Annotated in this window: 23 protein-coding genes and 1 pseudogene; 18 read left to right on the forward strand and 6 right to left on the reverse strand. The window is 54.4% G+C overall.

Annotation, left to right across the window (positions count from 1 at the left end; genetic code table 11):
- Positions 1 to 57: 57 nt before the first annotated feature.
- The gene (locus RCCS2_RS08850; RefSeq protein ID WP_037293968.1) at positions 58 to 480 is read right to left on the reverse strand and encodes an ester cyclase; all 423 of its coding nucleotides are present in this window, start codon (positions 478 to 480) and stop codon (positions 58 to 60) included.
- A gap of 228 nt (positions 481 to 708) precedes the next feature.
- Between RCCS2_RS08850 and RCCS2_RS18675 the strand changes: the two are divergent.
- From RCCS2_RS18675 to RCCS2_RS08880, 6 genes and pseudogenes are all read left to right on the forward strand, one after another.
- Positions 709 to 1,128: pseudogene (locus tag RCCS2_RS18675) on the forward strand (integrase); the annotation flags it as partial.
- Between the two features lie 14 nt (positions 1,129 to 1,142).
- The gene (locus RCCS2_RS17900) at positions 1,143 to 1,655 is read left to right on the forward strand and encodes a hypothetical protein (protein WP_050770800.1); all 513 of its coding nucleotides are present in this window, start codon (positions 1,143 to 1,145) and stop codon (positions 1,653 to 1,655) included.
- A gap of 19 nt (positions 1,656 to 1,674) precedes the next feature.
- Positions 1,675 to 2,673: an ABC transporter substrate-binding protein gene (locus RCCS2_RS08865; protein ID WP_008233434.1), complete on the forward strand. Its 999-nt coding sequence runs from the start codon at positions 1,675 to 1,677 to the stop codon at positions 2,671 to 2,673.
- 17 nt (positions 2,674 to 2,690) lie between these two features.
- Positions 2,691 to 3,425 carry an ABC transporter substrate-binding protein gene (locus RCCS2_RS08870; protein WP_037293789.1) on the forward strand — a complete coding sequence of 245 codons (735 nt, stop codon included), beginning with the start codon at positions 2,691 to 2,693 and terminating at the stop codon, positions 3,423 to 3,425.
- Positions 3,426 to 3,618: 193 nt separating this feature from the next.
- Entirely contained in the window at positions 3,619 to 4,554 is a 936-nt protein-coding gene (locus RCCS2_RS08875) for a sucrase ferredoxin (RefSeq protein ID WP_008233437.1), read from the forward strand.
- 175 nt (positions 4,555 to 4,729) lie between these two features.
- Positions 4,730 to 5,350: a hypothetical protein gene (locus tag RCCS2_RS08880; protein ID WP_008233438.1), complete on the forward strand. Its 621-nt coding sequence runs from the start codon at positions 4,730 to 4,732 to the stop codon at positions 5,348 to 5,350.
- On the opposite strand, the gene RCCS2_RS08885 is transcribed toward RCCS2_RS08880, so the two are convergent.
- Entirely contained in the window at positions 5,331 to 5,537 is a 207-nt protein-coding gene (locus tag RCCS2_RS08885; protein ID WP_037293791.1) for a DUF6471 domain-containing protein, read from the reverse strand. The two genes, RCCS2_RS08880 and RCCS2_RS08885, sit on opposite strands and share 20 nt — an antisense overlap.
- A 104-nt stretch (positions 5,538 to 5,641) precedes the next feature.
- On the opposite strand from RCCS2_RS08885, the gene RCCS2_RS08890 reads away from it, so the two are divergent.
- Both RCCS2_RS08890 and RCCS2_RS08895 read left to right on the forward strand, forming a co-directional pair.
- On the forward strand, positions 5,642 to 6,604 hold the full coding sequence (locus RCCS2_RS08890) for an IS1595-like element ISRosp3 family transposase (RefSeq protein ID WP_008233439.1): 963 nt from the start codon (positions 5,642 to 5,644) through the stop codon (positions 6,602 to 6,604).
- 251 nt (positions 6,605 to 6,855) lie between these two features.
- Positions 6,856 to 7,617, forward strand: coding sequence for a KilA-N domain-containing protein (locus tag RCCS2_RS08895; RefSeq protein WP_008233440.1), 762 nt, complete (start codon positions 6,856 to 6,858; stop codon positions 7,615 to 7,617).
- Positions 7,618 to 7,632: 15 nt separating this feature from the next.
- On the opposite strand, the gene RCCS2_RS08900 is transcribed toward RCCS2_RS08895, so the two are convergent.
- A complete protein-coding gene (locus tag RCCS2_RS08900; RefSeq protein ID WP_008233441.1) occupies positions 7,633 to 8,046 on the reverse strand; it encodes a hypothetical protein in 414 nt (137 codons plus the stop codon).
- 234 nt (positions 8,047 to 8,280) lie between these two features.
- Between RCCS2_RS08900 and RCCS2_RS08905 the strand changes: the two genes are divergently transcribed.
- Positions 8,281 to 8,889: an SGNH/GDSL hydrolase family protein gene (locus RCCS2_RS08905; protein WP_008233442.1), complete on the forward strand. Its 609-nt coding sequence runs from the start codon at positions 8,281 to 8,283 to the stop codon at positions 8,887 to 8,889.
- Between the two features lie 231 nt (positions 8,890 to 9,120).
- Here the strand turns inward: RCCS2_RS08905 and RCCS2_RS08910 are convergent, their stop codons facing one another.
- Entirely contained in the window at positions 9,121 to 11,793 is a 2,673-nt protein-coding gene (locus RCCS2_RS08910) for a Hint domain-containing protein (RefSeq protein ID WP_008233443.1), read from the reverse strand.
- 723 nt (positions 11,794 to 12,516) lie between these two features.
- Between RCCS2_RS08910 and RCCS2_RS08915 the strand changes: the two genes are divergently transcribed.
- The 3 genes from RCCS2_RS08915 (at position 12,517) to RCCS2_RS08925 (ending at position 15,146) form a co-directional block, all read left to right on the forward strand.
- Complete coding sequence (locus tag RCCS2_RS08915) at positions 12,517 to 13,173, forward strand: sugar transferase (RefSeq protein WP_156788512.1); 657 nt, start codon at positions 12,517 to 12,519, stop codon at positions 13,171 to 13,173.
- A 108-nt stretch (positions 13,174 to 13,281) separates the two neighbouring features.
- Complete coding sequence (locus RCCS2_RS08920) at positions 13,282 to 13,539, forward strand: spike base protein, RCAP_Rcc01079 family (protein WP_008233446.1); 258 nt, start codon at positions 13,282 to 13,284, stop codon at positions 13,537 to 13,539.
- Positions 13,540 to 13,541: 2 nt separating this feature from the next.
- Positions 13,542 to 15,146 (forward strand): carbohydrate-binding protein, encoded by a 1,605-nt coding sequence (locus tag RCCS2_RS08925; protein ID WP_008233447.1) that lies wholly within the window; start codon positions 13,542 to 13,544, stop codon positions 15,144 to 15,146.
- 32 nt (positions 15,147 to 15,178) lie between these two features.
- On the opposite strand, the gene RCCS2_RS08930 is transcribed toward RCCS2_RS08925, so the two are convergent.
- A complete protein-coding gene (locus RCCS2_RS08930; RefSeq protein WP_008233448.1) occupies positions 15,179 to 17,143 on the reverse strand; it encodes a GumC family protein in 1,965 nt (654 codons plus the stop codon).
- 162 nt (positions 17,144 to 17,305) lie between these two features.
- Between RCCS2_RS08930 and RCCS2_RS08935 the strand changes: the two genes are divergently transcribed.
- Genes RCCS2_RS08935 through RCCS2_RS08960 form a run of 6 tightly spaced genes read left to right on the forward strand, consistent with a single transcriptional unit; the run spans position 17,306 to position 23,224 of the window.
- Positions 17,306 to 18,544: a lipopolysaccharide biosynthesis protein gene (locus RCCS2_RS08935; protein ID WP_037293976.1), complete on the forward strand. Its 1,239-nt coding sequence runs from the start codon at positions 17,306 to 17,308 to the stop codon at positions 18,542 to 18,544.
- Entirely contained in the window at positions 18,529 to 19,872 is a 1,344-nt protein-coding gene (locus RCCS2_RS08940) for an oligosaccharide repeat unit polymerase (protein WP_156788491.1), read from the forward strand. Before RCCS2_RS08935 ends, RCCS2_RS08940 begins: the two co-directional genes overlap by 16 nt.
- A complete protein-coding gene (locus RCCS2_RS18765) occupies positions 19,865 to 20,434 on the forward strand; it encodes an acyltransferase (protein WP_008233451.1) in 570 nt (189 codons plus the stop codon). The genes RCCS2_RS08940 and RCCS2_RS18765 overlap by 8 nt, the downstream gene beginning before the upstream one ends.
- Positions 20,431 to 21,567, forward strand: coding sequence for a glycosyltransferase (locus RCCS2_RS08950; protein ID WP_008233452.1), 1,137 nt, complete (start codon positions 20,431 to 20,433; stop codon positions 21,565 to 21,567). The genes RCCS2_RS18765 and RCCS2_RS08950 overlap by 4 nt, the downstream gene beginning before the upstream one ends.
- Positions 21,564 to 22,481: a glycosyltransferase family 2 protein gene (locus RCCS2_RS08955; protein WP_008233453.1), complete on the forward strand. Its 918-nt coding sequence runs from the start codon at positions 21,564 to 21,566 to the stop codon at positions 22,479 to 22,481. The genes RCCS2_RS08950 and RCCS2_RS08955 overlap by 4 nt, the downstream gene beginning before the upstream one ends.
- The gene (locus RCCS2_RS08960) at positions 22,478 to 23,224 is read left to right on the forward strand and encodes a glycosyltransferase family 2 protein (protein ID WP_008233455.1); all 747 of its coding nucleotides are present in this window, start codon (positions 22,478 to 22,480) and stop codon (positions 23,222 to 23,224) included. The genes RCCS2_RS08955 and RCCS2_RS08960 overlap by 4 nt, the downstream gene beginning before the upstream one ends.
- Before the next feature lie 37 nt (positions 23,225 to 23,261).
- Here the strand turns inward: RCCS2_RS08960 and RCCS2_RS08965 are convergent, their stop codons facing one another.
- The gene (locus RCCS2_RS08965; protein ID WP_037293794.1) at positions 23,262 to 23,771 is read right to left on the reverse strand and encodes a hypothetical protein; all 510 of its coding nucleotides are present in this window, start codon (positions 23,769 to 23,771) and stop codon (positions 23,262 to 23,264) included.
- Positions 23,772 to 23,803: the final 32 nt, after the last annotated feature.

Consider the following 23,803-nt stretch of genomic DNA (forward strand, 5'->3'; position numbering starts at 1 on the left):
GAGTGATCGGAAGCGGCAGCCAATGCCCGCTATGCGGGACAAAGCCGACATCTAAATTCAGAACTGGCCGACAGAAGATGCGCCTAATTGTTGCTTCACAGCATCCACATCACCAAGCACCCAAAGGTGTGATAACTTATCGCCTGATACTGCGAAAAACGCTGCACCCGCCCATTCAATCTCTTTTTTGGTTGCCGCAACACCAAAAAACTCGGCCTGATGAGTACCTCGGAAAGTCATCCGCGCTGCAACACGGTCATCTGTGAGTACTAGGTTGTCGATAATGCATGTGTAGTTGCCAAGAGCAGTGTGGACGGCGTCCACATATTCGAGAAAACCGTCAATGCCCTTCTTCTCTGGCCCAAGAGACCCTCTGAATCTGAAGTCAGCAGCTATTATGTTGTGCGCGACGTCAAAGTCGCGTCTGTTCCAAATGTTGGCGTAGAAGCTCTCAACAAGTGTTTTGGGGTTCGGTTTCATGCGCACACGATACTTCTGAAACAACGTATTATCAACTAAGTGAAGGGCGTTCACTGTCGACATGATTGCGATGCAACATTTGGGAGGTATGGGCTCGCAGCTGCCTTTTGCTTTCGCAGAAACACGTGATGATGCTTCAGCGGCGAACCCGACCTCAGTTTTCAGGCTACTATACGTCGTCAGCGCTATGTTGATGTTTGGGCTGGAGGGTTGGATGGAGGGCAAATTATGCCAAGAGTCCAACTTCCCGCAGTCACCCAGAAACGCAGAGCTTGGAACAAGGGGCGCCTGGTCGGGCAAAAGCGCCCATTACTTCCCAAGCAGGTTTGGGCCATCCGCGCGCGTCTAGAACTCGCGGGAAATCTTCGCGATCTAGCTTTGTTTAATGTCGAAATCGACAGCAAGTTGCGAGGTTGCGACCTAATCTCACTCAAGATCTCGGATTTAATCAGGGATGACCGGGTGCGAGAAAGAGTGTCTGTGGTTCAAAATAAAACGAATAAGCCTGTACAGTTTGAATTGGCTGAAAATACGCGAGAAACCGTGACCAGCTGGATCAAGTCTCCGGAAATGATTAGATGCCAATTCTTGTTTCCGAGCCGATTTCATGATCGGCCGCACATATCAACACGCCAGTATGGGCGCTTGCGCCAACAATCACGGTGCCCGCAAACCTTGCCTACCTCGAACACCTCGGCTTTCTCGCTGATGCGGCTGGCATGTCAGATGCCTATACAGGTCGCATAACCACATACGAAAGACGGATAGAAGATCTGCGCGACATCGTAGGGGACCCATCTGAAATTACTGTTTCGCGGCTTGATATCGATGCCGACGGGATATGGTTCTATCCCAACTGGGGTGCGCTTGAACAAGTCTTGAGCGACGCGGGCTTTGCGCGGCCAGAATTGCAAACTGCTGCCATCGAAAATATCACGGGGATGAGCGTTGAGAATATAGCCGCATTTGACGGTGATATTGTGTTGATCAGTTACGCCCCTCGTTTTGGGCAAACCATCCCTAAATTGACCAATGGCTGGATGTCTGCCGGCAATGATATCTGGCGCAGTCTTTCTGCGGCCCAGACTGGCAATGCGTTTTGGTATGAGCGCGATATTTGGGCGGGTTATTCAATCAAGTCCCTCAATGAGAGCATTATGGCCTCATTCTTCTGACAGCCGGGAGGACCTTTCAATGAATCGATTCAATCCAAAACACACGCCGGGGTTTGCCACCCTGAAACTCATCCTTGCCGCCATTGTGATGGCTCTGATCCTGACAGTGCAGGCAAGGGCGCAAGACACCCGCACGATCGTTGATGACACGGGGGTTGAGGTCACGATCCCCGTCAATCCACAGCGGATTATTTCCGGCCATGACCTTGTCATCACCATTCCGATGATCGAATTGGGTGTATTCCCCGTCGGCAGTCACGGGCGCGGTGAAACACTCGAAGAGGCGTTCATTCGCGGCTCCGCCCCTCTGACGGGCGTGGACTTTGACAATTCTGATATCGAATGGGTTGGCAACCGCCCGATTGAGGTCGAACGCATCGCGGCCCAGAACCTTGACCTGATTATCACAACGGCATGGCAACCCGCCGATGTGGAACAACTACGTCTGATTGCCCCCACATTCGTGGTCGACATCAGTACCCGCGATGAATGGAGCGTCTTCGACCTTTTGGCCGACCTCACGGGCACTGACGCCTCCTTGGAACTTCTCAAACGGCGTTACCAAATCCACATTGATGCCATCCGAGACGAGATTAACACTGGAGCCATGACCATTTCGACGATCCATGCCTATGAGGGGCAGTTGTTTGCATACAACCCTTACGGCACCATCGGGAAGGTCCTGATTGATGCCGGGTTTGATCGCCCTGATTTGATCGAAAACGCCAAGCAAAACGTGATCGAAGAATTCAGCGCAGAGCTTATGCCCGAGTTTGACGGGGATTTCATCATCACCACATACCGCTCGTCAGCGGGTTACACCCCGGACGCTGTGCGTGGCTATTTTGAGGGCGTTTTGCCGGGGTATTGTGATGTGCTGCACGCCTGCCGCAATGACCAGATGTATTTCCTGTCCCGCGCCGAGGCCGCCGCAACCTCATACGCCGCCCTGATCCAAACCGCCTACACGCTGCGCACCATCCTTGGTGGGCGCACGTTTGTGCCGCTTGCTGATTAATACTGAAAGGAAAACCAATGAGACTTATCTTAACTATTTGCCTCGCTCTGCTTGGCACACATGCAACCGCGCAGGACATGCGCACGATTACCGATGCGGCGGGCCGCACAGTGGAAATCCGAATGCAGGCCGAACGCATTATCGGGATGCACGACCAGTCCGTAACGCTGTTGCTGCTGGAACTTGATGCCCCCGTCGTCGGCTCGATGAGCCATACTGATGACGACGGAAACCTTTATATGCGGGCGGTGGATTTGTTCTATGGCCTCGACTTTGAAAACTCTGGCATCACCTCTATCGGCCAATGGAATGCATGGGATTATGAGGCGATGGCGGGGCTGAACCCCGACCTGATCATCGCTTGGGAAGACGCCGAAGCCGATCATATCGAAAAGCTTGAACTGGTTGGCCCTATTGTTCTTCTGCCTCGCACCAACGAACCTTTTGTGGGCTACCGCGCCTTAGCCGAAGCTGTCGGTCGCACTGACACTTTCGAATTTGAACTCGCCCGCCACAATGCGCTGGTCGAACAGGCCCGTGCTTGGTTGCCGCAGCTTCAGGGCGCGACCTATTCCAAAATTCAGGGCTATGATGGAACACTCAACGTCTTTGCAGGCTACGGTGGTCTGACACAGACCCTTGAAGAACTGGGCATGGTGCGCACGGCGTTCGCACAAGACCAAGTGGACCGTGGCGTCATTTGGGGTGAAGAAGTCAGCGCCGAAGTGTTGCCGCAACTTCAGGCCGACTAGATCATCGATACGTTCTCGGTCGCGTATCTGGATCAACCGAGCAGTGCCATAGAAAAGCTTAACGGCATTTTCCCAACGTGGTGCGATGTGCTGACATCCTACGCCGAGGGCCGCTACATTGTATTGCCACGTGAACATTCCACAGGCACGGACTTTGGCAGCTTGCAGCGTCAGATTTACTACATGGTCACGCATGTTGGTGGCCGCCCAAGCGTCGCTGCGGTGCAATGACGAAGCAGTCGAACAAACACGTTTTCTGCACGGATTTCGCCGTGCGGAAGGCGAACCCTTGGCAGGTTGGGGTGCGCATCAAGTCCGCAACATTCTAATCCAGTGGCCCAAACGCCATTGGAAACACTCATTGCGCACCGCGGCTGGTATGTCCGATGATCTGATCGTCGCAATCGACGAAAGCGTCGAACTGGGATGGCGGGTGAACCTGATCGACCGCAAACCCTATTCGGGCGAAACACTGTGGGTCTACCTGTTTCCAGATGCGGTCGCCTTTGATGTTTCACCCGATGATTTGCCTCGTCTGATCCGTGACATTGCCTCTGGGAATACCGTTGAACTGGCACCGCACCCCTTAACCAAACCCGTCATAACCTGCTGCACCCACGGAAAACACGACCGCTGTTGTGCCAAGTTTGGGTTTGCCAGCTACAAAGCGCTCGCTACCGCTGCCGACAGCCGCGTTTCAGTCTGGGAAATTACCCATCTTGGCGGATGCCGTTTGTCCGCCAGCGTCCTCGTGTTTCCGCAACTGCATAAATACGGACGGGTCGGCGTCAGCGATGCGGTACATTTGATTGATGCCGCCACAAACGGTGTTCCATACCTGCCAAAGTATCGTGGCGCATCCCACCTATCGCCGCCCGCCCAAGTTGCTGACCTCACTGTATTGAAGTCTTTGGCCGAGCGAGGTCGCGTTGGCCCCGTTTCGTTGACCGAAGTCAGCACAGGCGAAAATCACGTTCGATTTCACTTTACCACTCCGCAGTTGACTGGCGAAGTCATCAGTACGGCCCGCCAAATCGCCACCTACGGAAGCTGTGAAGACCTTGAAAACGAACCTGGCCCTAACATCAAGACCGTTTGGACTGCTAAGATTGTCCATAGCGGCCCTTGAAGTGATCTTCACCCATTCCACAATTAGTCTCTGTGGCATAAAATGCCAAAGCGGTCATTAGTGTAAATGCAGTGAATGTACAGTTTGTCCGGCCTTATGTATCAAACGCACCAAGCAGGGTGTGAGGGATGATTAGGACTCCACAACCGCATAGTCCCGTGCAACTTTGGAAGCCATGTCATATCTCCGCATCATTGGTGTATTCCTATTTCTTGCCCCGTTCACCGCAATGTTCGGTGAGCCGTTCTATGAAGCCTTATTTGATCGCTTGGGGTGGGATACGGAAACATTGGCGGGGCCAGTTATGAACTGGGTGTCGGAAAATACTGCCGTGTTAACCTTGGCTATGGGCCTTGGTGCCGGAATATGGATTCACTATTGGGGGCAAAAAGTTTCGGCTCGAATGGGCGATTCAGAAAAAGAAATTGATTGGGCATTCTTGGAGAGCGAGATACACCGCATCAAGATTTTGATAGCTGGCGATATTGCCCGAAAGGATGAAGTTGAAGATGGCTTCTCTACAATCGGGCAAGAGTCCTTCTCAGGATTTTACGCGCTTTTAATGTATCTTTCGGAAAGAAATATGGCACCAGAAGATGGCATACCTAGCCCGCAGATAATGGTAGACGAAGACCTATTCTTCGAAATCTCGACCCGGTACATAGCTGCTGTTGAACCGTACATTCGTGCCAAGAACCCGCGTGGGGTAAGGGACCTCGGCGGGTCAATCATTAACTTGGTATATCAATGGGAGCGTGAAAAGCGGATTGAGGAATCTAAAGTCTCACCTCAGTAGCTTCAATCGCAGACATGCACTGCAACATGTATGCCGCACTGAATTTTCCACGACTCAATTTGTTGCGAACGTTGGGTTCTTTGTCACCGATTAACTCTGCAAGTTGTGCATAGCTAACGCCTTTCAACTTTAGTTCGGCCTTTAGGATGTTGGCCGCTTTGGTTTCCCATTCGTTCTGCTCAGGCATTTGTCACTCCAGAAATGATAAATGCACTATATTCGTGATATTTTATATTGTAAACCGTACCTGTATGTACTATATATGTGATATAAGTAATCACGGTAGATACAATGGCACAGCACTTTCTTCTCTCAGCGGCATCACGCACACTTAGCCTTCGCAGCATCTACAAAGCTGGCGAAGATGCAGCGCATGCGACGTTCTGCGAAATGCGGTGGCCTGAGACAGATGGCGAAGCTGTTTGCCCACAGTGCGGCCATGACGAGACATACAACATCACTACGCGCCGCAAGTTTAAGTGCAAGGCATGTGCGCACCAGTTTAGCGTCACGTCCGGCACAATCTTTGCGTCGCGCAAGATGGACTTTGTAGACCTGCTGGCCGCGATTTTCCTGATCGTGAACGCATCCAAGGGCATGAGCATGGTGCAGTTGTCGCGTGATCTGGATTGCCAATACAAAACGGCTTTCGTTCTGGCGCACAAACTACGCGAAGCTATGGCAACTGAGGTTCACACTGGCGAAGTGCTGGACGGTCATGTTGAGATTGATGGCGCATACTTCGGCGGTCACATCCGCCCCGCCAACGCCAAGGCTGACCGCGTAGACCGTCGCCTTAAGCGCAATCAGACAGGCAAGCGCCGCGTTGTGGTTGCAATGCGTGAGCGTCAGGGCCGCACACTACCATTCGTCGCTATGGGCGAGGGTGAAGGCGTTGCACTGGCTGTAGAGAACGTCAGCCGCACAGCCACTATGTCAGCCGATGAAGCGTCCCATTGGGATACGCTGCATGATGGCTGGATGGTTAATCGTGTGAACCACAGCGAGATTTACAGCGACCACGGCAAGCACACCAACATGGTGGAAAGCTTCTTTAGCCGCCTGCGCAACATGATCGAAGGCCAGCACCACGGCGTTAGCCCCAAGTACCTGCACCAGTATGCAAACCACTCCGCATGGCTGGAAGACAACCGCCGCACTGACAACGGCACATTGGCACATATCGTTGCGTCTGACGCGATGGGCGCGCCTGTAAGCCGCAACTGGAAAGGTTATTGGCAGCGGGCGGCTTAATTGCAGAAAGTCAAGAATGCGTCAAAATTAAGGCACGCATGCGGAAGAACAAAGAAGGACTCGCGTTATGGGCAGAATTCCGCTAGTAGTTGATACGTGAGTGGCCGGATGGGTTCTAGTAAAACCCACCCCGGCTTTTTCTTAAATCGCGCTGCTACGCGACCACCACTCACGGTACTTGTTGATAGCCCTTAGAATCAAGGGCCGTCAAGGCTGTATTGCAGCGCACAGGGTCCGGAAAGGACGTATCGATGCAGTACGCAATGAAGCTTATTGAACATGAGGTGCAGGGTTCGCCTGTTCAGCAACGGGCTACAGATGGCTATATCAATGCCACTGCAATGTGCCGCATTGCTGGTAAAATGTGGGGTCACTATCGCGAAAATGCGGGAAACAAGGCGTTCCTGTTGGCTTTAGAGAGCGATATCGGAATTCCGATATCGGAATTGGTGAAGTCTGTAAAAGGTGGCGACCCGCGCGTTCAGGGGACTTGGGTACATCCGCAAGTGGCCATACACTTGGCTCAATGGCTATCACCTGAATTTGCCGTAAAGGTGAGCAAGTGGGTGTACGATTGGCTGAGTGGGCAAGGTACGCAAAGCGGGTACAGCTATCACCTAAAGCGCTACACAACCAACATGCAAAACGTACCATATGGCCACTGGTCAATGCTTCAGGAGATGATGATTGGGCTAATCGGGCCAATGGAGTCTCGCGGCTATGTCTTGCCGGAAAATCTGTTACCTGACATTTCGGAAGGTAAGATGTTCTGCAAGTTTTTGCGTGATGACCTACACGTAGACACGGACTCATTGCCAACGTACCGCCATGACTTTGAAGATGGGCGGGTAGTATACCCGAAAGCTTATCCTAATGATCTACTTCCGGCGTTTAGGGCGCATTTCTTTGAGGTTTGGCTCCCCAGCAAGGCGCTCAACTACTTTCAAGGGAAAGACCCAAAGGCGCTTGAGTATCTACCTTACTTGCTGCCAAAAAAAGACGCTGCCGAATAGGATGGTGCTGGCCCATCATTGGGTCAGCCTCCACAGACACCCATCGGGCCCAAAATCCTGCACCACGTGCCCGTCTTTCTGCTGGCGTTGCAGCGCATCACGTACCCGCTTTAGAACGTCAGCCCGCAATGCATTTTCAGCATCCCAGCCCTTACAATCGATTATAGCGGCAGCGATGGCTTCATCATCCGCCGCACCTTGCCGAAGCCTGTCGCGTGTCATTAGCTTCAACTCATTCCGCCCGAATAGCTGTTTGTACTTCCCACGCGGCGCTATCCCCTTAGGGTCGTTCTGATAGCCACACAGCACCAGAGCGCGGTCTATGGCGTCCAGATCGGCTTTGAGAGCGTCAGCGGCCTTTAGCGCAACCTTGTGCTGGCCCGCTATCTCGCCGCGTTTTTTGATTAGTCCGTGTATGGTGTTCTGCATATCCGCATTATGGATTCACAGCCTTGTTTTTATAAGGTATGTTGTTGGTGCGTTTGATACATAAGGCCGAGTTTGTCCCGCTTAGCTGTCGTTGGTGCCACTTTTGGATGCGGTGAACCCGACCGAAAGCGTCAGATGTCCGGTTTGAGCCCAGATTGACCTTCCCAACGATTTTCTCCATTGGGCTTTGCGGCGCATTTTGTTCCAGCCAGTAGCCCTTAGGAGGACGTCGACATGGTATCCAAGCATTTAGTTCTGGCCGGAGACTCAATTTTTGACAACGACGGTTACGTTTTGGGTGAAGCTGGCGTGATTGAACAATTGCGCTGTACACTGCCAGCGGCTTGCTCGGCATCCAAAGTCGCCGTCGATGGTGATTGTATTAGGCATGTTAAAGACCAAATCGTCGACTTACCTTCGAACGCAACTGACCTGATCGTGAGTGTTGGTGGTAACGACGCGCGTTTTCATTCCGCGCTTCTTTCGAAAATAAAGCATGTCAATGACTTAGACGCCCTCCTTTCCGTTCCACTGGCTGAATTCACGTCGGACTATAAGCTTATGCTCGATGCTGCGAAGGCAACCGGTCTGAAGGTATATGTGTGCACAATTTACACGGCGGTACCGTTTGAAGATCCCGTTTGGCGGCAGTTTGCACCGCTCGCTATCGGTAAATTCAACGAGGTCATTGTGGCAGAAGCAAGTGCTCAGGGTATTCCGGTGCTTCATTTGCAAGAAGTGTGCACGGAGCCTAACGACTTTTCGGTGGTGTCGCCAATCGAACCATCCAATCAAGGCGGGCAAAAAATCGTGAAACACATTGTCGAAATGGTCTTCGAGTAAAGGTCTGCTCTGTCCGCATCTTACCAATTCATGCGCCGCGCAGCGAACGGGTCTGTTACTCAAACCGGTCACCCGTGATCCGCGCGGCGAAGGCTGACTTGAGCCCAAAGTGCTAGATGCTGCAATTTGCACGAATGACTGCTTATCTGTTGAGTGAATGTTGTAAGGTGCTACGCCGCCGCCGTCCGAATCCACCAGCTTTGGCGCTCAACACCCTTAGCGTTGTAGAGCTTAGCACAGTTGCTTGTTGTTCTTCACATGTCGTTCGACAAGTTTCTTCGCCATTTTCCCTTTAGGTGTCATTCGCGCGAGGGGACGGTTGATGTACGCTAGATCGCCAAATATCTCATCAATCTCTTGTCTGGCTGCTAGAGACATCGCTTTCATGGCCTCTGTTCCCGTGTACAGCGTCTCGGCGTATGCACCATCTGCTTTGATGATCTCATGATCGTCACACATCACATGGATATAAGTGACTGTCTTGAGGTCGGTAGCAACCTCGACCCCATCAAGACCCAGCAGGTGTTTGGCTGGTACAAATACCTCGTCTGTGTCAAACATCCTGATCGCAATCTTTGATTTCACAAAGATACGGTGTTGAGGCGATACGATCAGGTCCTTCGATGGCACACCGTCAGCAAGCGTGCCCGCTTTGATCCGGATTGGCTGCAAGTTAGGTTTTGCTTCTAGATTGGCCACCGTCACAAAACGCCGACCAATCCAACGGATTGGTTGAGCGCCATTGTCAAGAGTTGCAACAAGATCACCAACTTGTAGATACTCAATCGGGCGTAGGCCTTGATCCGTTTTGATCAACGTGCCTTCAGCAAAACAAACTACAGTTGAGAATTCGATAGTTTCGAAGTTTTGGAACTCTATGCCACCTAGCGTACCGTCTTCAACGCCGCCAGTGATTACAAAGTCACCAACGGGCTTGATGACCCCCGTGCCCGGATCAAATGTACCGGATACAAGCTGGCTAAGTGTCGGTTGTCCCGGCCCCCCAAATGCAACGGGTGCGCCACCACCATCAGGCGTGAATGTGCCGATAGCTGCGTCATCAATTCCAGTGATGTCGCTGCGGGTTAGGTCCGTGCCGGTGTATGTGAAACGGTCAGCTTCTGCAGGATCTTCATCGGCGATGAACACTTCGACATCTTCAACGGTATCGGTCGTGCCATCATTGGTTTTGTCGATGGTACCTGTCCCAGTACCATCGACAGCGACCTCAATCGTTTCGCCGGTCAGGGACGTGCCATCTTCCGCAGTGAAGGTGTCTGTGCCAGCTCCGCCAGAAATTGTATCGGTGCCCGCACTGATCCTAATTTCATCGTCGCCAGAACCACCCTCAACGGTATCTACACCTGCACCACCATCCAAAACGTCATCACCAGCGCCGCCATCGATGCTATCGTCGCCAATACCGCCCTCAATCTCATCATTGCCAGTACCACCGTCAATGTCGTCGTTGCCGCTACCACCCTCGATATCGTCATCGCCGCGATCGCCGTAGATAATATCGTTGCCAGCTCCACCATCAATAATATCATTTGAGCCGTCGGCCGTATCTTCGACTGGAACCGTGTCGTAGTGAATTTCAGTGAGATCAATCCGCTGACCACCGGACCCAAGGTTCCCATAGTTAATTACAATTGACGAAACGGGGCCCGCAACTTCGACAAGCAACGACGCAGCATCAGTGCTGGGTAATTGGTTCCCTGTCCCCAAATTCGCTGTTGCCGTGTCATTGCCAGCAACGCCATCGGTGTCCGTGAGGGTATGGTTTGCACCACCGGTGAGCGTAACTTCAACCGGGTTGCCATCTGCATCAAATGCTGTGATCGTAACAGTGTCGCGCCAAGATCCAGTCGCTTCGTCGATATCGTTTAGTTTGAAGTTTACATTTGTAACCTCGCCCTCAAAGCCAGCATCGCTGGAACTGAAATCGATTGTCGTTGTTGACGTGTTACCACCGCCCGAACCACCTAAAAGGATCGCATTGTCGCTGACGTCTTGACCGTCATTCAGACCGCTAGAGTTTTGTGCGTCGCTGTTGTTATAGTCAAATCCGGTCGATTGGCCGTCATCTTCAAACGTGATGTCGACTTGCACACCACCTGACGTGTAGGACACACCACCGCTGAGATCATCACCATCATCGATAGCTGATCCATCACCGCTCGGGTCAGGAAGCGACGCAAAGTCAGAACTTTGGGGCACGCTGTCACCACGGATAATGTCATCACCGTCGCCACCGTTCAGTGTATCGCTGCCAGCATTGCCAACGATCTGGTCGTTGCCGTCACCACCTTCGACGGTGTCGTTTCCGCTACCCGCATCAACCTCGTCTGCGCCGCCCCCGGCATTGATCGTGTCCTCGCCAGCACCTGCGATGATCAGGTCATCACCACTGAGGTCGAGACCAGATGGCGTTGCTTCGGAAACCGTCTCATCACCCGATGCAAGTGCATCGTAGTCGACGCTGTTGGGATCGGGGTTAAAATCGCGTCCCGTGACCGTTGCTAAACCTGGTGGAACATCTGGTGGCAGGATAATGAAATCGACACCGCTGGTGTCACCTTCAAAAGAATATCCTGTATAGACCGTAGGATCACCAGCGATTGTGAAAGTAAAAGTCGCTTCCAGATAGAACTGTTCGCCATTCAGCGCACCGCCGGAAAGAAGTGCGCCCCCCTGTTCAGCAAAAATGAACTGGTTGGCGTCACTGCTCGCCTCGTTCGTTGTATCACCGCCAATGTTTGTATCCGCGTCATCGTCTTGAATCACGATATTGAGTGGATTGACGCCCGCCCCGCCGATGTTGAAGGTCTCGCCCGTATTTGGTGCTTGCGTGTTTGTTCCAAGCTCTGAAAGCAGATAGCCGGTGAATGAACGAATTGCCAATTATACTACTCCCGCGTGAATCGCCTGTTTCTTAAAGCAGTTTAGATATCGTAAGATACTGTTATTATTAAGGCGGGTTCGCTGCGCCATGTCTGATTGTTCAGGTATTCCAAGTTAGAGAATGTTGACGCAAATCGAATGGCGGACATTCAACCTGATACGATGGTTGGCGGCTTTGTCCCGCGACTCGTTGGTTTGACCGGCTTGCGGCGAAAGTGCAGTCTCAGTTCACGCAAAATCATCACCCGCGAATGACCGGATTGGCGACCTGCGCCGCGATGCGACAACCAGCATGCTGCAGATGCGAAGACATGCTGCGTCAGCGAAGGCCGAAAATCCAAGGTCGGGATTGGTCCGCAACCCAGTCATCTAGCCCTCGATTTTGTTGCACTTTGCACGAAGGTCGGCTTTGACGATACAGGCGCTTCGCTTTTGCACGTGCAGCACATCCTTTGTCACACATCACGAGCCGCGACACACCCAATGATGTTATCATCTTACCTTTCCTCATCGCGGCATGGGATAGGTAGGTCGAGATGTCAGATCGCTTCCTTCGATTGTATGTCGCCGCAAACGGTCAATTTTTTAGTTTTCAGCGCGCTCTTTGGCGTTTTTCTTGAATGACTGATCGTCATTAATTCGACATTAACTGATACGCACCACAGTGAGCCCTGAAGGCGGACCCAAGGTCGGGCCGTTGCTTTGGGATTGCTTGCCACCTTGTTGCATTTTGATGAAAACACTTTCGGGCTTGATGAGGCCCGCGCGCGAAACTGCGGCGGTCGTCCTGAAGGCATAGGCGTCCCATTTTCAAAGCGGTTCTTTGATGTTGCAATTTCAGCCTTGCTGCTGCCAGTTCTGGCTTTAGCGGCGCTCGTCCTTTTGATGATCAATCCTTTTTTCAACCGTGGTTCGTTAATGTACTATCAGCGCCGTATGGGCCGCGGTGGTGCACCTTTTCGCGCGTTTAAGTTTCGCACCATGAAGCCAGCGATGGCTTTAGCCCGAGGGGCGTATGATGCGTTGGAGCAGGATCGTATTTCCCGCATGGGCCGTGTGTTGCGCCGGTTGCGCATTGATGAACTGCCACAGATTATCAATGTCTTACGCCGTGAGATGAGCATTATTGGCCCACGTCCTGATTTATATGATCATGCCTGCGTGTATCTGGACACGGTGCCGGGATATGCGGCACGTCAGCAGATGATGCCTGGCATCAGCGGCTACGCGCAGACTGAAGTCGGTTATGTGGATGGCAGGGAGGGTGTGAAGCGCAAGGTTGCCGCGGACCTTCACTATGAGATGCATGCGAGTTTTCGGTTTGATTTATGGATTGCCTGGCGAACACTGTGCGTGATCCTGGCGCGCAAAGGCCGTTAGGGTATTGCTTTGTGCGCCGGTGTTGCGTGGTCTGACGCACTGTTGCCAAAGTGGTTGGTAAGTTCTGGCTTTTAAGGATGTGGGATCATTCCTAACTGGAGACCCAGAATGCCTGATCCCTTTGACACCGACTATGTAAACCTGACGTCGCCCGCTGTAGCCCACTATATGATTGTCCCGTCCGATGGCGCCGATTTGCCGGTTCGCCCACGGGCGATTTATGTGAATGCGGCGGGCACAGCTGTATTGCAAGACAATGATGGCGAAGCCGTCACATATGACTTGGCGGCTGGCAGCATTTTGTCAATCCGTCCGACCCGCGTGATGGCGACGGGCACAACCGCGCAATTGGTTGCGTGGTACTAAGCATGATTGGTTTTGAGCTTTCGCCGGGGGTGGGGGCGGGCCGTGCGCCTGTGCCCCGCCCGCTGGCATCTTTCTTTGGATATGGCGGGGGGCGTTCTGTGGCCCTTGCCCCCGGTCTTGATGGTGGTTTGACGATCTGGACGGAAGTCGGGCCGCATCATGCCGCCCGGCTGCGTCTTGACCAGCAGGATGCCGGCACCCGGTTGTCGTGGCGTGAAACGCAGCTGACAGAATTGCGCAATGTCTATCCGGTCGGTGCCATGAGCCTGACCGGTAGTTGGTCGCAATTGCAAACGTCCGGGTCGGGCCGCGCGGCCAGCTATACCGGCAATCGTGCGATCAGTACCGGATCAGCCGGTGCAAGCGCCACTGTGCAGGTCAACCGCGATCGGCCCTATGATCTGTGGATCAACTATACCGGTCGCACCAGTGGCGGATACGTCAAGGTCGAGATTGATGGCACGCAGACTTTGGTCAACGAAATCACTGATCCGGCTGGACTGGGTTTCAAGGCCTTTTCTAGTTATGCACCGACTGATCTGACGCGCCGACAAACGATCAAAGTGGCCAGCGGGCTGACCGGCGAGCACGATGTGCGTTTACGCTTTGGTGGCGCTGCGACCCCCGGCGGCGGTGCAATTATGGTTGAGGCTGTGACCATTAGCGGATCACTTGAAGACCCGCATATCCTGCCGCCTGTCTGGCAGCCCAACCGGTCTTATCAAATGGGTGATGAGGTGGAGTTTGGTGGCATGTATTACGCTGCCCGCGCCAATGCTACCAGTGGCGCGACTGGTCCAACCCATGTCAGCGGAATTGGTTCTGATGGTGCCATGGATTGGCGTGCGGACAACCGCCCGACATATCCGGAATTCACGATCATCGATTATGCCTCTGAACGCGAATACGCCACCCGTCTTGATGTTGGCGGTGATGTGATCGAGGTAGGTGGCCAGACGCACGGTCATGACGCCTTGGTGTCCCAAGTGATTGCTGTAGATGGTGTTCCGTGGGTGCCTGAGATGGCGGGCAATGGCCTGACTGTTGGCAAGCAGATTTCAATTGTCGAAGCGACCACATGGCAAACCGGCGGCAGTGGCCCGCTGGCCAATTGTCAAACCAGCCGCAATATCACGCCGGGCAGTATTCATCACAGCATGCAGGTCGATGTGACCGTGGCCTCTATGAATGTGGAGTGGCTTTACGTGGGTATGTTGCCCTTTGTGCGCTGGGAAAGTGAGACCGCATCGACGGTGGTTGATACGCTGACCGCTGGGTCGGGCACGGTTGTCACGCTGTCGGATTATACCGGGCAGGTGGATGATCAGGTTGATTTTCCAATGGTACAAAGGCTTGGGTTAAGCGGCAGCACGCCTGTGGTTGATTTTGTCTATGGTCATGAAGCAGGTGCATTGCCTGTCGATGGCAACCGGTTGGATAAGTTTGATGCGTTTGTTTTGCCCAATATTGATGGGCGCACCGCAAGCGGTTCTACAGATTGGCCCGCCAAGGCCTATATCTGTGCCAGCCCGAAGGGCGAACTGACCTTACAAAGTGGCGACATTGTACATTTCTACAATCGTCACGTTTTGTCAGTCGTGAATTGATCTAATGGCGGGGGCTGCTTTGGCGGCCCCCGTTAAACAGCAGATGTGGTCTGCAGGATGCTGACGCAGGGGTCATTCGACAGCTTTCGCATCTTGCGCAGATTGACTTTTGACAGGATCAGCCCTGTCGCTGGGCGACCGATATCTTCCAATGCCTCCAACCCACGCTCTACAAGTTCTTTTGGGGTCTTGGACCAGTGGACTGCGTAAATAATCGCATCAACATGGCTTGCAAGCAATCGCGCCAATGGACCATGCAGAATTGGCGGTCCGTCTATGATGATGTGGTCATAGCGTTGTCTAAGGATATCAAGCCGTGCTGCAAGATTGTCTGCGGTCAGTGGTCCTTGCGCGTCTTCGATCATCAGGACATCGGATCCAAAAGCCGCGATATGCGCATTTTCTGCGCTATTGTTCCAACCTGCTTTGGCCGCTTGCAGTACGTCACTTGCCAGATATGTCCTTAATTGCTTGTCATATCCATCCGCACCAAGGATGAGGACGCGTTTTCCGGTGTGGGCGATGGCCTGCGCCAACAGCAGCGCATGTTCCGTTTTTCCTTCAGATTGCATGCTGGAGGTTGACAGGATCACTTGTGCTGACGTTGCCCGCGTTGTCAGGGTAAGGGCGGTATAAAGCCCATGTGCGGCATGCGACAGTTCCGATTTTGGCAGTCGGGCGAACGCCTGTCGTCCCTTGCGTAGCGTCCTGAGTGCACCTGTCGAGAATTGCGCCAGAACAGGCAGGCCGGTGGCGTCGCGCAGGTCACGGGCATCTATGATCCCCTTGCGCGTATTGTGACGCACGACAATCACCATGACGCCGATGGCGATTCCCAAGAGTGCCGCGATTGTCAGGATCAATGTCTTGCGCGGACCAATGTAGACCCCGTGTGTGGCGGGTGCAACGCGCAGTGACTGCGGCGTACCCAGCCCTTGTTGCATCCGGTTCTCGTGTAGTCGCCCCAGAAACATCTGATAAAGCTGGCGGGTTGCGTCCGTTTGCAATTGCAGTTGGTGCAATTGGGCCAAGCCGGCAGACTGCGCTGACAATTGTGCGCTGAGCCGTTCCTTGAGTGATGCAATATCGCTGATTTTGTTGTGCATCTGTGCAATTTCGGCGCGGTTCCGGGCTGATCCACTGTCAGAGGCAATTTCCAGCAGGGCGAGCGTGTTACGTGCTTCGGTAAGGTTCTGATCCGCACCAAGCACCTGCGCGCTAAGCGTATCTAAACCGCGGTCTTGTTGCAGTTGGGCGGTCGCGATGAGCGCTGCGATTTGCATCTCTTGCGTTTCAAGCTGGCTGCGCAAGGTGGTGACGCGCGATTGCAGCCAGACTTGCGCCTCATCCCGCGCTTGGGCATCGAGGGTTTGCGTATGCGCGAGATAGCTTGCTGCTGTCGTATTCGCCAGCAAGGCCGCTTTTTCGGGATCACTGCTGCGCACCACTATGTGTAAAATGTAGGTATTGGGTCTGCGTGAAACCATAAGTTTTGCGCGCAGGTTCTGGATTGTCTTGTCGTGAACAGCAGCTTGATCTGGTGTTTGTGTCGTGGTGCCAGCCAGAAGATGGCGTACTTGTGTGCGTAAGTTTCGCAAGGACAGGGGCGATTGCGCGGTCAGATAGCGGTTCAGTTCAGGGTCCGATAGCAAATCCAGCTCTGCGATAACCTGTGTTAATACGGCGTCAGATGTTACCAACGCGACCTTGGTGTTCAGCGCCGCTTCATCCACGGTTGGCTGTTGTTGCAAGCTGCCTCCGGGTTCGGCAGCCGTGTCCAGTTGCAGCGTTGCTGTGGCCACATATTGCGGGGATGCCACCCGGAAGCTGTAGTACCCGGATAAAGTGATCATCAGCACCGTGACCCAGAAGATCAGCCATTTGCCATGCCACACAGCCTTGAGCATTGCGCCGATGGCGAGGGTGGGAATATGATCTGCCCCGGTAATCAAGCCGTCGCGCGCCCCCGGCCCAGTCATTTTATCGTATTGCGTCATGTCAAACCGAGCCTTGGGTGTTCTGATCCATCACCCCCAAAACACCATAAAGGAGTTAACCTTTAATTAATCACAATGAATGAGGACTGAAGCAGGCGTGCCCATTGGTTAACGGCGCGCACAAATGGTTGTCGTGTGATGTTAAGATCAAAATTCGCAAAGTTGGCAAGACAAAGTGCCATACAGACCCTTGGCCTGCGGGCAGGGGTTGTTGGTATCAATTTCGCGGTGATGCTGGGGCTGGCTGGCCTGTTGGGGTTTGAAGTGTTTGGCCGTCTTGCAGCGCTTTGGGGCGCGGCACTGGTGGCCGGAACAGTTCTTTCACTTGGTGGTCCGGTGATTTTGCTGCGATTATTAACGGATGGAAAGGGCATGCGTGCCCGCGACATATGCACCATTACTTTGGTTTATCCCGCTATATTGGCCCTGCTTATCTATGCTTGCGCGATCAATCTTGCGCCGACATGGTCTTGGGGTGCGATCCTTGGCGCGGGGTTCGCGGCGAACGTGCTGGCTTGTTTGGCAAGCGTCATGCGCGCGCTGGGCAGCGTGCAGGCCTCAATGGCACTGCGCGACGCAGGACCACAGGTTGCTTTGGGACTGGCGGGTGTGTTGGGGCCGCATGCTGCTGCGGATACGATTGTGGCCAGCGCTGCGCTGACGATGTCTGCGTTGGCCCTTTGTGGTTTAATATGGGTGTGTCGCCATAAAGATATGTCCGGTGTGCTTTCAACCATCTGGCGACCGTATTGGAGCGCGTCGCTATGGGCGTCATCCGTTTTGGGAATGGTTGTTGCACAGGTTGATCTGATCATCGGTGGCGCGGTGATTTCCGCCGAACAATTGGGCGTTTATGCTGTGCTGCGGCGGGTGGCCAATTTGGTTGCGCTGCCGGTGACGGTGGCGACATGGGTCAGTGCGCCAGTAATTTCAGCCGCGCATGGCAAAGGCGACGCAAGGTCGCTCGCCAGTGCAAGCGCGCAGGGTAGCCAGATCGCGATGTGGCCAGGATTGGTGCTTTTTGCGATTGCGATGCTGGCGATGCCGTTGCTGCCGCTTCTATTGCCGGAATATGCCGACGACGGTCTGACGTTGATCTTTGCAATTCTTTTGCTGGGCGCGCTGGGGCAGGTTGTTTTCGCCTCCAGCTTTGGTGTGGCGACTTTATGCAACGTCCCGCGTTACGCGATGATGGCACGGCTGGGAATGGTTGTGCTGTATCTTCTTTGGTTTGCTTTCTGGGGTGCCGATCTGACAGCGACCACCAATGCCGTGGGCTATGTCGGGGCGCTAAGCTTGGGTTGTGTGGCCTTGTGGTGGGCCGTCTGGCGCCATTTGGGTGTCGATACCTCTGCCTTTGTTCTGCTGAATATGCGGAGGTGGGCTTGGAAAACCTCTTGATGGTGGCACTGGCGCTGGTCTGCACTGTCGTCCCTTTTTGGATGGGCGGCCGGTATGGTCTGTTACGCCTTGTGTCGCCCATGCATCTGTTGGGCTACTTCTGCGCCTTTGGCTTTCTGGTGAAGGTTACGGTTTATGCCGCCAAGCCTGAATATGCGTTTTACAGCCGCTATATCGATACGCCCGGTGCCATGCAGACCGGTGCGATTTACCTGGCAGGTTTCATTTTGTTGATGTGCTTGGGGTATCGCTGTGCGGTGCGTCCGATGGATCCGGGCGCTGCCGTGCAAGAGGCACAGATGATCGCTGCGGGTTTGGCGCGCCAGGGATGGCTTTTTGCGGCGGCGTTTGCGGTAGCCGGGCTAACCTTTGCGCTGCTCTTACAGGCCCGGGGCATATCGCTGTTGTCGGCGGATTTGCTATCGGCGTTCAATCAGGACAAGCAGATTAATGTGAACAGTGATGGGGTCGGCGCGACGCTGGCCGGGATCAAAACACTGTTTGTCGTGCCTAAATTCGCTTTTGTGCTTTTGCTGGCGCAAGGGTTGGTGCAGCGCGCAGGATGGCTTTTGATGCAGGCCTTTATTCTGGCGATCTTGTTGGTGGTCATCGCGCTGATTTCTGGTGATCGGTTTGAGTTGGTGGAACTGCTGGTTTTTGGCAGCGCCACCTACCTGATGCTTGGCGGCCCGGTTGGTTTGCGCGCCGTTGCGTCCATGACTGCGGTGGCGGGCGTGGTCTTGTGGTTAAGCGCCTATATGACGGCCCTGCGCGGCACCGAGGCCGGACTGCTGCATCAGATTGTTGGGTCCACTTATTTTCTGGATATCAATGCGGCTGTTATGGTCACAGATCAGGTTAAACCTGCAAACTATCTGCTGGGTGAAACCTATGGCTGGTGGACATTTGGCTGGGTGCCACGGGCGATCTGGGTGGAAAAACCGGCGATTGATCTGGGCGTTTTCCTTAAGCGGGATGTGATGGGGGTGACGACGGGCGGCGCATTCAATGTGACGGGACCGGGCGAGGCTTTCATGAACTTTGGCTGGGCAGGCGCATGCATTGGTTTTGTGCTGGGCTGGATTTATCGCCGCGCCGAAGTGCTGGTCTTGTCCGCGCGGCTTAGCCTGCGCTATGCAAGTTTTTATCTTTATCCGCTTATCCTTTACCCATTTGTTCAGGCGACCCTGCATTCATCGTTCAGCGGTTTCATCGTTGGGGCGTCAGCGCAGGCGGCTTTGATCTTTGCAATGATCGCGCTTTTCGTCCCCCGTTATGACGTCAGACCTGTTGGTCGGCGTAGTCCCAGAAAGGCCGCGTATGTTTAAGCTGGGGTTCTGGGGTTTACGCGGGCTCGCAGCCTTACGGCGGCGCGTAGGAACATGGTTTGCCACACGGCTGCACCGCGCCAGTCTGGCTCACGTTGGTGCAGGCACACGGTTTCAGGCCGGTGTGCGATTTGACCGCCCCAAAACGGTCGAGATCGGGGCGAACTGCTATTTTTGGCACGGTGTTGGGGCGTCCGCTGAAGGTAACTGTGCATCGCTTAAGATCGGGGATCGGGTGCAGGTGAACCGCTTTGCGCATCTGGATACGGTGGGCAGTTTGACGTTGGCCGATGATGTTTTGGTGTCTGAATTTGCGGTAATTTCGACCCATGATCATGGCCATGATCCACACGCACCACCCCATCCTGTACCAAAGATAATCGGGCGTGGTGCGTGGATCGGGATGCGCGCGATGATACTGCCGTCTTGCTGTGAAATTGGTGCGTATGCGGTGATTGGCGCTGGGGCGATTGTGACCCGTGATGTGCCAGCAGGTGCGATTGTGGCAGGTAACCCCGCGCGCGTGATTGGTCACCGCGATGATTGCGAGGCGGCGGCATGAAAGTTCTGCATGTGGTTCCCACGTTCTATCCAGCAACTTATTGGGGTGGGCCGATCTGGTCGACAAAGGCGATTTGTGATGGGATTTCGGGATTAGCGGATGTTGATCTGCGCGTGCTGACGTCAGACGCGGCGGGCCCTGCGATCAACAGCCGCGTCACCCCAGCCGCGTTGCCGTATCCTGTACATTATGCGCGCCGTGTCGCGGGCCACTGCATTGCGCCGGATTTACTGGCGCGCTTGCCTGGTGCACTCCAATGGGCGGATATCGTGCATGTTACAGGCACCTACAACATGCCGACGCTGCCTGCGTTTATGTTGGCGCGCGCGTTGGGCAAGCCTTTGGTCTGGTCCCCGCGTGGCGCGTTGCAAGCAACCGAAGATTGGCCGGATGCGCCGCATCTGGGCATCAAACGCGGGTTTGAGCGTGTCGCAAATATTCTACGTCCACGCAACGCCGTGCTGCACGTCACCGCCCAACAAGAGGCGCGGCAAAGCCTGCGCAGGCTTGGGGCGATGGCGCATGTGGTTATTCCCAATGCCGTTGATGTGCCCGCCGTAGAGGCACGCCAGCCCATAGCAGGCGCGCGCCGCCGTTTGATGTTCCTCAGCCGTTTGCACCCTAAAAAGGGGCTTGAGGCGCTTTTTGATGCAATGGCGCATTTGCCGGCGGCCTTTACACTCGACATTTATGGCACGGGTGATGCGTCCTACGTGCGGACGCTGAAGATGCGTGCGCGGCTGTCAAACGGGCGCATTCGCCTACACGGCCATGTTGAAGGTGCAGCAAAAGCGGGTGCTTTTGCGCGCGCCGATCTTTTTATACTTCCCTCACACTCTGAAAATTTTGGCATCGTGGTGGCCGAAGCTTTGGCCCATGCCGTCCCGGTCCTTACGACGCAAACGACCCCTTGGCAGGGCCTTGACCGGTATGGATGCGGGCGTTGCATCGACTTACGACACAGTGATCTGGCCGCTGAAATTGCGCGGCTCGCGGCGCTTGACCTGATAGATATGGGGCAACGTGGGCGTGCATGGGTGCGCCGTGATTTTTCGACAACCGCGATGGTTGATGGGTTCGAGACGCTTTATCGCGGGCTGGTGTCCCACAACCGCCAAGAGGCTGTCGCATGACACATTTGACTGTGATCATCCTGACCTACAACGAGGCCAAGCATATCGCGCGCGCGATCGCGTCGGTGCAGTGTGTTGCAACACGTATTCTGGTTGTCGATAGCTGTTCAACAGATGCCACCGTGCGGATCGCCACCGATCTGGGCGCGCAGGTACTGCACAACCCTTGGACCAATCACGCGGCACAGTTCAATTGGGCGTTGGATCAGATCGCGGGGGCACCCGGATGGGTGCTGCGGCTGGACGCAGATGAGGTGATCACTGATACGCTTGCCACAGAAATTGCGGCAGGGCTCCCTGATGTGGATGGCTGCTATGTAGGCCGGGGCATCATATTTATGGGTCAAGCTGTACGCCATGGTGGTGTGTTTCCGGTGCCAACACTGCGCTTGTTTCGCAATGGCCGTGCGCGATGCGAGCAGCGCTGGATGGATGAACATATCGTTGCGCCGGGCCCTACGGTTCATCTGCGCGGGCAGGTTATTGATGATAATCGCAACCCGCTTGATTGGTGGGTGGCCAAGCATAATGGGTACGCCAGCCGCGAAGTTGTGGACATTCTGAATACCCAATATGGGTTTTTGCCCGCATCACAAGCGCTGCCGGGGAAAGGCGGTGCCGCGATCAAGCGCTGGATCAAGCGCCATATTTATGCGCGCTTGCCCGCAGGGCTGCGTGCGGGAGCATATTTTTTCTATCGGTACGTTTTGCGCGGTGGTTTTCGCGACGGTTCGCAGGCACGCGTGTTTCATGTGCTTCAGGGGTTTTGGTATCGCTATCTGGTTGATGCAAAACTAGCCGAAGTGCGGCGGCACATGACCGTGACAGGTGCTGCGCCAGTGGATGCGATCCGCGACGTGCTTGGCGTTGACGTGATCCCAACCGCGCAATCAATAAAGGAGCCTGCTGCATGAAAATTTCAGTTGTCACTGCGGTGATGAATGGCCGCGACACCTTGCCTGCTATGTTGGATAGTTTGCGGACGCAAACATATGTCGACGTGGAACATGTGGTGCAGGATGGTGGTTCAACCGATAGCACGCTGGCATATCTGCATGCAGAAGGGCATCCCAACATGGTGCTGCAATCCAGCCCGGACAGCGGTATCTATGATGCCATAAATCAGGGTATTCGCCGTGCGACGGGCGACATTGTGGGGCTGTTGCATGCCGATGATACCTTGGCCGCGCCCGATGTGTTGGCGCAAGTGGCTGATGCGCTGGCCAACCCAGAAATAGACGGCGTTTACGGTGATTTGCAGTATGTGGCCCGCGATGATGCGTCCCGCGTGATCCGTAATTGGACAGCAGGTCCTTACTCTGCGGCCCATTTAAAACGGGGTTGGATGCCGCCGCACCCTACACTTTATCTGCGGCGCGAGGTATTTGCGCGCTCTGGTCTTTATGACACGAGCTACCGGATTGCTGGCGACTATGAAGCGATGTTGCGCTTTCTGACCTCAGGCAAAGTGCGTTTGGGCTATATCCCGCAGGTGATGGTCCAAATGAAAATGGGCGGTGTCAGTAACCGGTCATTCGCCCACATGATCCGCAAAAGCCGCGAAGATTACCGCGCGATCCGGCGACATGGCGTTGGGGGCGTTGGTACGCTGGTGGCGAAAAACCTGTCCAAGCTAGGGCAGTTTCGGACAGTTTGATCCGGCGTCAGCCTATCCGTTTTGTCAGCAAAAACTGTTATTCACTTGCCGCGCAGGCAAGTGCCAGTGTTCTGACGGCTGCTGCAACCTCATCAGGTTTGTCGGTTTGTATATGAAACTTGCTGATGCGGGTTTCGCCGCTGTTACAGTAAGCGGTACAGGTATCGCGGGCATGGGTCACATGGCGCACGGTGTTCGCCGAAAAGCGCGTGTGGATATCGACAAAGCTGCCCCACGCATCCGTTTGTCCGATGGTGATCGCATCAGGATCTGCATCGCGCAGTGCAATGGTGCTGCCCCCAATGGCGTGTACATTGCCTGCGGTCAGCGCAAGTGTCGTGTTGGTGACAGACCCTAGCGTGCAGGTGTCTTCTTCTTTGTATTCATAGGTTATTTCACCTGATCCATCAGCGTCGTCATAGATGTCAGACGCATCCGTATTCGCAAGCAAGACAGCCAAAGCGGCATCATAACTTTCGGTAGTTTGCGCCATGGCACCAGTCGAAAAGACGACTGCCCCGACCAGAGAAAGAGTGCGATATATCATGTTAAAAATCCTTGGCGTTATGGACGCAGTTC

Source organism: Roseobacter sp. CCS2, assembly GCF_000169435.1.
GTDB lineage: Bacteria > Pseudomonadota > Alphaproteobacteria > Rhodobacterales > Rhodobacteraceae > Yoonia.

Bases quoted from the DNA above. Each gene is read 5' to 3' on its own strand.
- RCCS2_RS08875 (WP_008233437.1), top strand. From the start codon at position 3,619: ATGTTGGTGGCCGCCCAAGCGTCGCTGCGGTGCAATGACGAAGCAGTC.
- RCCS2_RS08920 (WP_008233446.1), top strand. From the start codon at position 13,282: ATGCCTGATCCCTTTGACACCGACTATGTAAACCTGACGTCGCCCGCT.
- RCCS2_RS08885 (WP_037293791.1), bottom strand. From the start codon at position 5,537: ATGCCTGAGCAGAACGAATGGGAAACCAAAGCGGCCAACATCCTAAAG.
- RCCS2_RS08900 (WP_008233441.1), bottom strand. From the start codon at position 8,046: ATGCAGAACACCATACACGGACTAATCAAAAAACGCGGCGAGATAGCG.
- RCCS2_RS08950 (WP_008233452.1), top strand. From the start codon at position 20,431: ATGAAAGTTCTGCATGTGGTTCCCACGTTCTATCCAGCAACTTATTGG.
- RCCS2_RS08890 (WP_008233439.1), top strand. From the start codon at position 5,642: ATGGCACAGCACTTTCTTCTCTCAGCGGCATCACGCACACTTAGCCTT.
- RCCS2_RS08895 (WP_008233440.1), top strand. From the start codon at position 6,856: ATGCAGTACGCAATGAAGCTTATTGAACATGAGGTGCAGGGTTCGCCT.
- RCCS2_RS08965 (WP_037293794.1), bottom strand. From the start codon at position 23,771: ATGATATATCGCACTCTTTCTCTGGTCGGGGCAGTCGTCTTTTCGACT.
- RCCS2_RS08880 (WP_008233438.1), top strand. From the start codon at position 4,730: ATGTCATATCTCCGCATCATTGGTGTATTCCTATTTCTTGCCCCGTTC.
- RCCS2_RS18765 (WP_008233451.1), top strand. From the start codon at position 19,865: ATGTTTAAGCTGGGGTTCTGGGGTTTACGCGGGCTCGCAGCCTTACGG.
- RCCS2_RS08850 (WP_037293968.1), bottom strand. From the start codon at position 480: ATGAAACCGAACCCCAAAACACTTGTTGAGAGCTTCTACGCCAACATT.
- RCCS2_RS08925 (WP_008233447.1), top strand. From the start codon at position 13,542: ATGATTGGTTTTGAGCTTTCGCCGGGGGTGGGGGCGGGCCGTGCGCCT.
- RCCS2_RS08905 (WP_008233442.1), top strand. From the start codon at position 8,281: ATGGTATCCAAGCATTTAGTTCTGGCCGGAGACTCAATTTTTGACAAC.
- RCCS2_RS08870 (WP_037293789.1), top strand. From the start codon at position 2,691: ATGAGACTTATCTTAACTATTTGCCTCGCTCTGCTTGGCACACATGCA.
- RCCS2_RS08955 (WP_008233453.1), top strand. From the start codon at position 21,564: ATGACACATTTGACTGTGATCATCCTGACCTACAACGAGGCCAAGCAT.
- RCCS2_RS08865 (WP_008233434.1), top strand. From the start codon at position 1,675: ATGAATCGATTCAATCCAAAACACACGCCGGGGTTTGCCACCCTGAAA.
- RCCS2_RS08930 (WP_008233448.1), bottom strand. From the start codon at position 17,143: ATGACGCAATACGATAAAATGACTGGGCCGGGGGCGCGCGACGGCTTG.
- RCCS2_RS08960 (WP_008233455.1), top strand. From the start codon at position 22,478: ATGAAAATTTCAGTTGTCACTGCGGTGATGAATGGCCGCGACACCTTG.